Consider the following 11,632-nt stretch of genomic DNA (forward strand, 5'->3'; position numbering starts at 1 on the left):
GTAGGAGTTACCGGCCGGGGCCACGCCCTGCTCGCCTTTTTCGCCGCCCCCTGCATCGCCAACCTGGGTCTACGAAACGGTCAGGTAGATCTTGCGCACGGTTTCGATGGTCTTCCAGACCCCGACGAAGCCCGGCTTCATGACAAAGCTGTCCCCGGCCTTGTAGACCACCGGCCGGCCGCCTTCCGGCGTGATTTCGATGACGCCCGAAAGGATGTGGCAGAACTCGAAGAGCTCGCCCTTGATCGAGCGTGTCTCACCGGGCGTGGCCTCCCAGACCCCCGTCTTGACCGATTCCCCGCGGGCGGCGTCCTGGACCCACGTCTTGTAGGCCGGGTCACCGGAGATCAGGCGCTCCGGAAGCGGGCCGGATTCCTGAGGTGCGAAAGAAGGGTTGGGATCGATGGTCTTCAGGAGAGCCATGTTCTTCCTCCAGTGGAGTTGACGATGAAGAAATTCGGCAGCGGACAGTGAGGCGGTGCGGTCCAGCCTGCGCCGGTGGCGTGCAGCGTCTGACTGCTCAGCCCCTTCGAGAATCTCGGACGCCCCGCTCGGAGCCCAGGCGTGATGTGTCCGTCGCCGGCCCGATGTTCGGACGTTGTGTCAGGTCGGATGCCTGCAAGTGGACTGAGGACATCGAGAGCGTGAGTGACGCGCTCGGCTCAGCATGTGCGCGACGGAGTGTCTGGTCACCCTGCTGCACGTACTCGTCAAGAACCTGCCCCGGTATGGGACGTACGGCGACGGCGGGCTCCCAAAACCGGTTGGTGAAGGCGGTGTACCCCGGCTATAGAACTCTCATGACCTGGCATCTGGCCCCCGAACCCTTCGACACGCAAGACGCAACCAGCCTGCGCCGCGACTACTACGACGAGGTCGCCAGCCGCTACTGGAAGCGACCCGCGACACGTGAGGAGATCGACCAGGGCCTGGCCGACGACGGCGCGGAACTGCTCACGCCGCCCACGGGCCAGTTCGTCGTGGGCCGTTTCGATGGCGAGGCCGCGGCCTGCGGCGGGCTGCTGATGCTGGATTCCGGGCGTGCCGAGCTCACCCGCGTCTACCTGCGTCCCTCTTTCCGAGGCAGGAAGGGCGCCGACCTTCTGCTGGAGCTGCTGGAGAGTGAGGCACGCCTGCTCGGTGCCACCCAGATGGTCCTCAACACCCGCCTCGACCTGGTCGAGGCCCGCTCGCTCTACGCCCGCCACGGGTACGACGAGATCCCGGCCTACTGCACGGGCCCGTACATCGAGATCTGGTACGGCAAGGAACTCGACCGACCCGACTGACCAGCTCGCGCCTCCTCCGAGCTCGTCGAGTCCGCCCTGGCCCGTCAGCGGGCTGTGAACGCACCTCACCGAGTCGCCCTCGTCCGTGCCGGAGCTCGCCGTGAACGCGGTCAGCCCCTCGCATTCTCAGCCCCTCGACGGAACGGGGCTGCCTATCGCCTTCCTCGTCGTGGTGATCCTGGCGAAGTGGTTCTGGCACCGGAGTCGCCCTCCCCAGCCGCCCGCTCAGTGCCGTGCCGCACTCGCCGTCACCTGAACGGCCTACCCACCCCCGTGCGCAGCGCGCACTGTTGCCCCGTTCGGGTCAGCCTGGATGGAAGGCTCCGCCACCGCTTATCCGTGATCAACACCCTACGGAGGCGTCATGGTCGTCATAGCCGTCCTCCTGCCGGTGTTTCTTGTCGGCATGCTCTTCGGGCTGGATGTGTTGGAGAACCTGCTGTTCCCCGACACTCCCGACAGCGCTGAGCCACCGGGCGAGGCCCCCTGACCCGGGCGGCACTCGGGGTGGGAAGGTCGGCTCTCAGGCTGCCGCCGTCGGGTCCAGCGACTGTGCGCACCAGATGGTCTTGCCCTGGGTGGAGTGCCGGGTGCCCCAGCCCTGGGTGAGTTGGGCGACGAGCAACAGACCCCGACCGCCCTCGTCGAGGGCGCGCGCCCGGCGCAGATGCGGGGCGGTGTTGCTGGAGTCGGAGACCTCGCAGATCAGGGCGCTGTCACGGATGAGGCGGAGCCGGATCGGGGGCTCGCCGTAGCGGATGGCGTTGGTGACCAGTTCGCTGACGACCAGTTCGGTGACGAATGCCGCCTCCTCCAGGCCCCAGGCCTCGACCTGTTCGACGGCGACCTTCCTGAGGTGCGGCACCTCTGCGAAGTCCGCTTCGACGTCCCAGTCGGCCACGTGCTGAGGGTCCAGTGCGCGCGTACGGGCGAGCAGCAGGGCGGCATCGTCCGTGCGCACCTGGGGGAGGGTGGCGTCCATCACCGTGTCGCACAGGGCCTCCAGCGAGGCGGCCCCGGGATCCAGGACCCGCAGCAGTTCGGTGCTTCCCTCGTCGAGGTCGCGTTCGCGGCTCTCGACCAGCCCGTCGGTGTAGAGGGCGAGCAGACTGCCTTCGGGCAGCTCGATCTCCGTCGCCTCGAAGGGCAGCCCGCCGATGCCCAGCGGTGGTCCGGGCTGCGCGGAGACCGTGGTCCTGGTGCCGTCGGGGGAGAGGATCAGCGGAAGCGGATGCCCCGCGCTCGCCAGCGTCAGCCGGCGCGTGACCGGGTCGTAGACGGTGTAGAGGCAGGTGGCGCCCGTCTCTCCGGTCGTCTGGAAGCGGCCCGTCGACTGGAGGTCGCTGGCGAGGTGCAGGACCAGGTCGTCCAGGTGGGTCAGCAGTTCGTCCGGCGGCAGGTCGACGTCGGCGAGGGTGCGGACCGCGGTGCGCAGCCGACCCATGCTGGCCGAGGCGTGCAGGCCGTGTCCGACGACGTCGCCGACGATCAGCGCGACCCTCGCGCCGGACAGCGGAATGACGTCGAACCAGTCGCCGCCGACTTCCGCGCCGGTGCCCGCCGGCAGGTAGCGCGATGCCACCTCGACGGCTTCCTGCTTCGGCAACCCCTGCGGCAGCAGGCTCCGTTGCAGGGTCAGGGCCGTGGAGCGCTCGCGCGCGTACCGGCGGGCGTTGTCGATGGCGACGGCCGCCTTGGCGGTCAGTTCTTCGGCCAGGATCAGGTCGTCCGCGGTGAAAGCCTCGGGCCGGTCGGTGCGGCAGAAGGTCACCACGCCGAGAAGGGCCCCGCGTGCGCGCAGTGGCACCGTGATCCGGCCCGTCAGTCCGTCCGCGGCGAGGGACGCGTCGATGAGCGGGTTGCCCGGCGGCCAGTGGGCCGGGTCGGCGGCGAGTCCGGGCCCGAAGGCCCATTCGCCGCCCGCACCGGGCTCTGCGGCGAGCTCGACCTGCGAGGTGCCGTTGGCCATGCAGCGTGCGGCGACGGAGTCGAAGGCGAGAGTGACCGGTGCTGGATGACCGAGGTGCCCGCCCGGCCCGTCGCTGTGCTCCCGGGCGCTGTGCCGGGCGGCGCGGCTGAGCGTGAGGGGCTCCCCGTCGGTGAGCGTCGGTGCGGAGGGCGGTTCCTCTCCGCACAACACCTCGTCGAACAGGTCCACGGTGACGAGGTCGGTGAATCCGGGCACGGAACTTTGGGCCAGTTCCTGAGCCGTTCCGATCACGTCGAGGGTGCGGCCGATGTCCCGCCCGGCCTCGTTGAGCATGAGCAACCGCTGCCGGGCCCAGTACTCGGCGCTCATGTCGAAGCCCCAGTTGGCCACCGCGCGGACCTTGCCCTCGGCATCCCGGACGGGCCAGATGCTGGTGGCCCAGGCGTTGGCGTAGTTGCTGCCCAGCGGACGGAAGACGGTGATCAGACGTGCCGGCTCGCCCGTCCGGGCCACCTCGGCCAGCTTGTCGGTGTACGGCTTGTCGTCCCTTTCGGGAAACAGCGTGCGGTCGAACTCGGGAAGCACCTCGCGGTAGTGCTTGCCGAGCACCTGCTCCTCGGTGTGCGCGATCACCCGGCCCGAGGAAGCGTTGATCCACAGGAACCGCAGCCCGGGGTCGTAGACGCCCAGAGCGAAGGGGCACTGCTCGAAGGCCCTGTCGGCGATGACCGGCCGGCGATCCCAGCGCTGGACGGTCATCGCCTGGCCCTGGACGCGCCCCTCGGAGCCGAACAGCGGCTGGGTCGTCACCACGGCGTCCACCGACGTGCCGTCCCGGTGACGCAGAGTGACGACCGTGGAGGGGGCGGCCTCGGTGCCGAGACTCTCCGGGAAACCGGGTGGCGCAGCTCCGACCACCAGGTCGGTCACGGGCCGCCCGACGGTGTCGTCGGCCGTCCAGCCCAGCAGCTGAGACCCGCCCTTGCTCCAGCCGTTCACCTGGCCGTCCGGGTCGACCAGGACGACGGCCGTGGGAGCGTCCTGGGGGTCGGCCATCTCCACGCACCACACCTCCTTCCGGACCGTGATGTCCGCAAAGGACCCGTTTCCAGCGGCTGTTTCCCAGCCTAGATGCACTCCTGCCCTACGGCGTCCCAGCCGGTGCGTCCGGGGTGCGCTTCCCACTCGCACCTCCCGGGGTCGGCCATGACCACCGATCCGAGTCCCGCCCGCAGTCCGAGGTCGCCTGCAACCGATTCTGCGGCTCGGCGATGGTCCGCCGCAGGTCCTGCATGAGGGTGGTGGTGTCGTCTTGCAGGCGTGCATCCGCCGTCTCGGCGGCCTCCGGCTTGTCCCGCAGGACCCGCAAGGTGTCGCGGCCCGGGGCAAGGGGGCGCGGATGTCTGAAGCCTTCGCTTCGCCGACGGCCTTGGCCTGCTCCATCGAGGCATGCAACACCGCGATCTCGGACCCGTCCTGCTGCGCCGCCCGACCCGGGAATGCTTCCCAGAACATCGCCACCCGTGGCGAGACTGTGCGAACGCGGGGGGTGAGTCACCCGTCCCGCCACCCGACAGCGGTGTCTGGACGGACGAGCCAACCCGACGGTCAGTTGGGCGCTGCCTCCGAGGCCCGTCCTTCAGGGCCGGGTCAAGTTGACTGCTGACGGCGATCAGGCTCGGACAGGTAGAGGGGATTGATCTGACGCCAGTAGTCGTGCACGAGGTCTTCGGCCTCCCGCACCGGCCGCTGAGCGCACAGCGCGTCCGTCGGCAAGCCCTGCCCGGCTTGGGCGGCGGTGGGGCCCATACGCCAGGCAGCCCGCAGCGTCGCCCGACGTGCCGCCCGGCGGGACGCGGCGGCGGTCCGTAGGCTGCTGTTTCGGCCCGCCAGGCACCATCGCGCGAGCAGCATCGCTGCCACCGCCGACAACGCGCTGACGGCGTAGATCTCATCACCGGCCACCGGTTCCTCCTGCCGGACGTATGGACCGTGCCGGTTTCCAGTGCCCCCGAATCGCCTTCTCAACGTCACCGCTGGGCTACGAAAACCTCACAGTCGTCGCCGAGTTGTGGTGGATCGAGGCACGCGCGGCCGTTCCGCCCAACTCGGCTTTCGCATTGTCTTGCCCCGCTCCGAACGCGCGTCAAAAGTGCGTGGCGATCCCGAAGGCGCGGTGAAGTCGTGCCATGTCGTGCCGGTCGCGTTGAGTTGGTTCGTAGCCTTGATGGAAGTAGACCTGCTGCTCGGCGGACAAGCACGGGACGGGCATGCCGTGGACGGTGCCCGTGACGAAGCAGGATGAGGGATAGGCGAAGGGACGTTGCGGGTCGGGTGACGCCTGGACCGCTGAGCCGTCGTCATTGAAGACCAGCGGATGAAGATCGATCTCCTGACCGTCCGCAGCCTCCACGACGAATCGGATGGGCCTGAAGTTCAGGCTCTCCACGAAACCTGCCGTGGAGAGGGCCGTCAGCACGGCGGCCTCCTGCTCTTGCCGGTGCATCAAGTCCAGATCGCGATGATCTCGGGTCTGCTCGCCGATCAGAGCGTCGATCCCCCATCCGCCACCGACCCAGACGTCGGTCTCCGCCCGCTGCAAGAGGGTCAGGACGAACAACACGTCATCAGCTGTCATCACTCGACGCAGGCTAGAAGCGTCGGCCTCGGGCGGCGAACGATTTCTTGGCCCTGGGCGAGTGCCGTACGAGCTGACCGGGAGGCCAGGCGGACGGCAGGCCTGGGACGGTGAGCGGCTGAAAGCGGCCCGCTCGTACCTGCGCTCTTGGGGCAGGTCAGTGGCAGTCCTCGAAATCCGCCTGCCCGGAAACGGGCCGCTTGCCTGGTCCTGCCCGAGCGCAGGGTGGCGATCAAACGTGGTCTGAATACCACCAGGCACAGGGGGAGCCGGTGTCTGTCCTCAGGCCGCCGCCAGTTGCGCTGTGAGGAACCCTTCCACGGCCTTCCGCGCGCGGCGGTCGAACTCGGCATAGTGCGCCTCGCGTTCGGCTCCCGCAATCGCGTCGCCGACCAGCAGATTGCCCTCGGAATCGATGCGCTGCGGGCGCTCCTCGGCGTCGGGGAGCAGGGCGACGGAGGAGTAGGAGAAGCCGCAGTAATAGGCGATCCCCTCGCTCAGGTTGGTCTCCAGCACGGCCTGCATTCCCTCTGTGATGGGGTCATCGGAGGTGGCGCCGGCCAGACCCAGCCACAGCATGCGCTTGCCCGCCAGGCGGGGCTTGCTGCGGCCGTAGGCGAATCCGTAGTTCCACACGCGATCGATCCAGCCCTTGAGGAGGGCGGGCACGCTCTGCCAGTACACGGGGAACACGGCGACGACGACGTCGGCCTCGAGAACGCGCTGCATATGAGCCTGGACTTCGTCCGAGTACGGCTTCTCCCGGTTGCCCCAGTCAGGCTGGTCCGCCACGGTCATCCGCGGGTCGAACCCTTCGGCGTGCAGGTCGAGCAGGTCGACGCGGTATCCGGCGCTCTCGAGTTGCGCGGTGGCACGGCGGGCGGTGTGCGCGGTGAGGGAATCGGGCCGATGGTGTGCGACGACCACAAGTGCGGTCCTGGCAGCGCTGCTGCGGTGCGACACGTCTTCTCCTGGCTGGTCTCGGTCAGTTCGACCAGTCCAGTACACCGGTGATCCATTAGACGATCCATAGGGGAAACGCTCTGCTGCATAGGATTTCGTCTACGATGCACCTGTGGACCCTTTGAGTACGCTGCTCAGCGGCATCCGGGCCGAGGGCTCGGTCGTCTGCCACGCCGTACTGGAAGCACCCTGGACCATCCGCTTCGTCGACGGCGCCCCGCTCACGATGGTCAGCGTGCTGCGCGGTGGTGGCAGCCTGCTGCTGCCCGACGGCACCGAACAGGCGGTCGGCGTCGGCGACACGGCCATCGTGCGCGGCCCCGACCCGTTTTACCTCGTGGACCATCCGGCCACCCCCGACCACCCACACGTCGAGTACGAAATCGCATGCTTCACAGGGGATGCCGAATGCACTGCCGAAAACCTCGGCGGCATCCGCTGGGGCGGCGACCCGGACGGAGCAACCGCACTGATCGTGGGCGCATACCGTGCCTCGGGCCATCGCCATGAACGGCTGCTCCGCGCGTTGCCGCCCGTACTCGTGGTCAACGAGGACACGGAGGTCTGCGCCTGGCTGGAGACGGCCGCCGCCGACGCCGCCCTGCGCTCGCCGGGCTCCCAGGCCCTGATGGACCGACTGCTGGACTGGGCCCTGGTCTGCACGCTGCGTACCTGGTTCGACCAGGCAGGTCCGGAAGCCCCCGCCTGGTATCGCAGCCTGGCCGACCCGATTCTCGCCCCCGCTCTCGAAGCCTTCCACGCCCGGCCCTCCAGGCGATGGACGGTAGAGGCGCTCGCGACCGAAGCCGGTGTCTCCCGAGCACTGTTCGCCAAACGCTTCACCCAGGTGATGGGTCGTCCGCCACTGACCTACCTCACCGAATGCCGTATGGACGAGGCCGAGGCACTCCTGTCCGACACCGACTTCTCCATAGCTCAGATCGCCAAGTCCACCGGCTACGCCGACGCCTTCGGCTTCAGCGCCGCCTTCAAACGCCATCGGGGCGTGAGCCCCAGCGCCTTCCGCGCCCGTAACACCCTCTGAAGGGTGGCGCTACGTTCCTTCTCTCTCGGTTGACGCTCGCTCGTTCGTGACACCGGTCGTCGTGCGGCCCAAGTGATCGGCATATTCAACCTGAGATGCGAGGCACGGAGCGAAGCCCTCCCCGAGCGACCCATCTGACGAACAGTGGGCGTTGATCGAGCCGGTGACTCAGGTGCCAACCGTGTCGGGAGGCGCCGGTCGGCACCTCGGATGACGGACGTCGTTGTGCGGAAGTCAGCGGTGTCCCTTCTTCGCGGTGGGGTCTTTCGGTTTCGCTGACTTCTTGGGCGGGTTCTTGTCGTTGGCTTGAGCGGCGCCCGGGAGGGGGCGGTCGTTCTGCGCGCCCTTGCGAGCCGCTGACGTTCCCAGGTTGGCAGTGATCGTCGGATCAGCCGACGGCACTCGGGCCTGGGGGTCGGAAGCAGCCGACGTCGCGGGGTGATGAGCCCCCGGTGGGGGTGTGGCCGACACGGTCGGCTGCCCAGCCGCTGTCTGTGGGCCTTCCGGAGAGGTGGTGGGGGAGGGCTGCTGCAGGGGCGTGGATCCGGGGGAGCCCGCGGCGGATCGGTCGATGCTGTGTCCCTCACCATCCGCTGCGACGACCAGGGTGGCGCCGAGGAGCGCTGTGAGCATGGCCGCACCGGTGGCCAGCAGCGGGCGACGGTTGCGGAGCGGCTTCGGTGCCCGTTGTGCCTGCGTGTCCCCGCGGAAGTCGGCAGCGGTGTCCCTGCAAGTGTCGGCAGCGATCGCCGCGGTTGGCATGAAGGCCTCCGCGGTCAGTGCCGAGAGTGTCTCTGCGCACTGCTCGGCGTCAGGCCGTGCCTTGTCCTCAAGGGCTGTCATGGCATGCAGCAGCTCGGCCAGCTGCGGAGGCACCGAAGGCGGAATGACGGGCGGGCGGTGCAGGCGAGCCACGGCGGCTTCGAGGGGTGTGCCGTTGTATTCGAGTTCGCCCTTCAAGCACTCCAGCAGGACCAGACCGAGGGCGTAGATGTCGGCGGACGGTCCCACTGCCTTGCCCAGCACCTGCTCCGGCGCCAGGTAGGCGGCGGTGCCGAGGAGTGCCCCGGAAGCCGTGTGCCGGGTGGCGCCGATCATCTGTGAGATGCCGAAGTCGGCGAGGCGCGGGGCGTCCGCGGTGTCCAGCAGGACGTTCGACGGTTTGACGTCGCGGTGCACGATGCCCGCCGCGTGTACATGGGCGAGAGCTCCTGCGAGGGCGGTGCCGAGCCGGGCCACATGGGGAGGCTGCATGACCCCTGCCGAGATGCGCTGGGCCAGGGTGGGGCCCTGCACCAGCTCCATCACGAGGAACGGGCGGTCCTGGTGTCGCCCCGCGTCGTAGACAGTGACCAGCCCCGGGTGCTGCAAGCCCGCCAGCAGCACGGCCTCGTCCGCGAAGCGCTGCTCCAGCGCAGGCTCGCCGCCGGGCCGGAAGACCTTGACGGCCACCGGACGCTTGAGGCGCAGATCGATCCCCTGGTACACGTCGGCGGCGCCACCGGAGCCGAGCCTGACTCCCAACCGGTATCGGTCGGCCACGACTTCGGCCGGCGTTCCCAGCGCCGTGGAGAAGTCTGATCGGCGCTCCTTCATAGGTGGTCTCCCGGTGCTGTGCCGCGAGCTGGACGCGGACATGGACGAAGTTTCGTGGCGTGTACCCCCCACGGCTCTGCCCACCCCCGCCGATTCGGCGCCGAGCAGGGCGGATGCGTCAACGGGCTGGACGGCTTCCGTCCATCACGACTCGCCCGCAGGGACGACCGCTCACGGCGTTCGCTGAACAAGGGGGAGCTCGGCAACGCCTCAGTCGGCCGTCCTGACATCGACGCCGCTTTATGGCTGCCGCGGGCTGGCAGTTGCCCGTCCGGCAGAGTCGATGGCGTGTGCGGCTGCCCGACCGTAGAGGATCATGTTGGGCCTCTGCGGGGCGGTGGATTGCGGCCAGGCTCAGCGGCTCCGGGTGGCGGGGCCACGGGAACCGGGCTGGTGGCGCTCGAAGTAGTCCGCGAGGTGCGGGGCGATGGCGGGGACCTCCACGGGAGTGCCGCCCGAACGCAGCGACGTGGTAGCGGCGATGCCGGTCGCGACGGCTTCGCGGGCGGCGACGGGCGACGTGTCGGTTACGCCGCCGTACGCGACGAAATGCAGGAACTCGTCGACGAGGGCTTGATCCGCGCCTCCGTGCGAGCCGCCGGCTGTTTCGGCGGGGGGCAGGGTGAGATCTGCCTCGGGGCGGTAGCCGGACCGCCGCCGGTTCCACACCTTGATCACCGGGGCGTCGCCTTCGAGGCCGTCGCCGAGGTTCTCGATCCGGCCCTCGTCGCCGATGACGGTGTAGTTGCGCCAGTAGTCGGGGGTGAAGTGACATTGCTGGTAGCTCGTGAGCACCCCGTTGTCGAGGCGAGCAAGCACCATGCTGATGTCCTCCACGTCGATGACGGGGTTGAGATCGCGTAGTGCGGACGGCGGCCAGACACCCTCGTCGAACCAGTCCTGTACCCGCGCCGAACCCTGCGGCTGGGTACGGCGGTTCGGATTGGCACCGTAGACGGACAGGTCGCCCAGTGCGGTCACCGTGCGGGCGCTGCCGCCCGCCAGCCAGTGGATCGCGTCGAGGTCGTGTGCGCCCTTCTGGAGCAACAGGCTGGTGGTCCGGGCTCGTTCGGCGTGCCAGTCCTTGAAGTAGTAGTCGCCGCCATGGCCGACGAAGTGTCGGCACCACACGGCCCGTACGGTGCCGATCGCCCCCTCCTCGACGAGCCTGCGCATGGTGCGCAGAGCCGGCAGATGGCGGAGGTTGTGTCCGACGTACAGCCGTGTGCCGGTGCGGGCCGCGGTGGCCAGGATCCGGTCGCAGTCGTCGAGGTCGATGGCCAGAGGCTTTTCGACAAAGACAGCGACTCCCGCTTCGAGGAAGTAGAGGGCCGGAGCGGTGTGGATGTCGTCGGGGGTGAGGACGAAAACGGCGTGCAGATCGTCCGCGAGCATGTCCTCGTAGTGCCCGTGGATGTGGACGCCGCGCCCGAAGATCCTCCGGGCGTCGGCGCGGCCACGCTCGGACGTATCGGCGCAGGAGACCACGCGGGCTCGACCGGGGCGCTGTGCCCGGACGGCGAGCGCGGCCCGTTGGCCTGTGCCGACGACACCGACGCGCAGCTCCGGTTCGGCCGGATGACTGGTCAAGGAACACCCCTTCATCGGAGACGGGGAGACACGGCCGACGCTGTTGCCTGGGCACCGGTAGCCGTTGGCCGGTGGGAGGGTCGGCCGCCGTAGCAGGGGCATTGTGACAACGCAGCCGGCCAGGGCGCGGCAGACATGCAGCATGATGCGCTCCATGCGCCAACGCGGCCTGAGGTCGACGGCGACAGCAAGACCATAGATGCTCGATCATGCAGTATCAACGCCCAAATTGAGCATCTTCAAGCATTCCGGGTGACCTCGGTGGCGCGTCCACGTCCGGCGGCGGTGGGATCATCCGGCGGGTCGAAGTCCGCGGCAGTGCGGCCGAGTTGAGAGTCGTGGGTGCCCGCGCAGTGGTCGCGTCTTCGGTCCACACAGGGTCCGCGGCCATAGCCCCGCAGGGAGTGCGGTGGTTCTTTCGCCAACCTCCGCCATGTGCCATCCCACGCGGCTAAGGTGACCGTTCAGACCTGCGCCTCTGCACCGGCCCCCGTTATCTTCTTGGCGGTCCTGCAAGAGGGCTGCTGGCCTCCGGGCCCGGCATGACTGGTCCCCCCTGTCGAAACGATGACCTGGGGGGT

At 68.8% G+C, this 11,632-nt stretch carries 10 protein-coding genes; 3 read left to right on the forward strand and 7 right to left on the reverse strand.

Annotated elements, in window-relative coordinates:
- Window positions 1-69: 69 nt before the first annotated feature.
- Window positions 70-423 (reverse strand): cupin domain-containing protein, encoded by a 354-nt coding sequence (locus ACFULQ_RS46280; RefSeq protein WP_383557034.1) that lies wholly within the window; start codon window positions 421-423, stop codon window positions 70-72.
- 377 nt (window positions 424-800) lie between these two features.
- Here ACFULQ_RS46280 and ACFULQ_RS46285 point away from each other — a divergent pair, with 377 nt between their 5' ends.
- Window positions 801-1,289, forward strand: a complete 489-nt coding sequence (locus ACFULQ_RS46285; RefSeq protein WP_383557037.1) for a GNAT family N-acetyltransferase — start codon at window positions 801-803, stop codon at window positions 1,287-1,289.
- Window positions 1,290-1,653: 364 nt separating this feature from the next.
- Window positions 1,654-1,779 (forward strand): hypothetical protein, encoded by a 126-nt coding sequence (locus ACFULQ_RS46290; protein ID WP_383557040.1) that lies wholly within the window; start codon window positions 1,654-1,656, stop codon window positions 1,777-1,779.
- 33 nt (window positions 1,780-1,812) lie between these two features.
- Here the strand turns inward: ACFULQ_RS46290 and ACFULQ_RS46295 are convergent, their stop codons facing one another.
- From ACFULQ_RS46295 to ACFULQ_RS46310, 4 genes are all read right to left on the reverse strand, one after another.
- Complete coding sequence (locus tag ACFULQ_RS46295; protein ID WP_383557059.1) at window positions 1,813-4,275, reverse strand: SpoIIE family protein phosphatase; 2,463 nt, start codon at window positions 4,273-4,275, stop codon at window positions 1,813-1,815.
- A 594-nt stretch (window positions 4,276-4,869) separates the two neighbouring features.
- Window positions 4,870-5,184, reverse strand: coding sequence for a hypothetical protein (locus ACFULQ_RS46300; protein WP_383557042.1), 315 nt, complete (start codon window positions 5,182-5,184; stop codon window positions 4,870-4,872).
- Between the two features lie 181 nt (window positions 5,185-5,365).
- Window positions 5,366-5,857: a nucleotidyltransferase domain-containing protein gene (locus ACFULQ_RS46305; protein ID WP_383557045.1), complete on the reverse strand. Its 492-nt coding sequence runs from the start codon at window positions 5,855-5,857 to the stop codon at window positions 5,366-5,368.
- Window positions 5,858-6,139: 282 nt separating this feature from the next.
- A complete protein-coding gene (locus tag ACFULQ_RS46310) occupies window positions 6,140-6,820 on the reverse strand; it encodes an NAD(P)H oxidoreductase (RefSeq protein WP_383557048.1) in 681 nt (226 codons plus the stop codon).
- 112 nt (window positions 6,821-6,932) lie between these two features.
- Between ACFULQ_RS46310 and ACFULQ_RS46315 the strand changes: the two genes are divergently transcribed.
- Window positions 6,933-7,865, forward strand: a complete 933-nt coding sequence (locus ACFULQ_RS46315) for an AraC family transcriptional regulator (protein WP_383557051.1) — start codon at window positions 6,933-6,935, stop codon at window positions 7,863-7,865.
- Window positions 7,866-8,099: 234 nt separating this feature from the next.
- Here ACFULQ_RS46315 and ACFULQ_RS46320 read toward each other — a convergent pair whose 3' ends face one another.
- Together ACFULQ_RS46320 and ACFULQ_RS46325 are read right to left on the reverse strand one after the other, a co-directional pair.
- Window positions 8,100-9,461, reverse strand: coding sequence for a protein kinase (locus ACFULQ_RS46320; protein ID WP_383557054.1), 1,362 nt, complete (start codon window positions 9,459-9,461; stop codon window positions 8,100-8,102).
- A 354-nt stretch (window positions 9,462-9,815) separates the two neighbouring features.
- Window positions 9,816-11,051, reverse strand: a complete 1,236-nt coding sequence (locus ACFULQ_RS46325) for a Gfo/Idh/MocA family protein (protein WP_383557056.1) — start codon at window positions 11,049-11,051, stop codon at window positions 9,816-9,818.
- Between the last annotated feature and the right edge of the window lie 581 nt (window positions 11,052-11,632).

The sequence above is a fragment of the Streptomyces sp. NPDC057253 genome (assembly GCF_042669125.1).
Classification (GTDB): Bacteria; Actinomycetota; Actinomycetes; order Streptomycetales; family Streptomycetaceae; genus Streptomyces.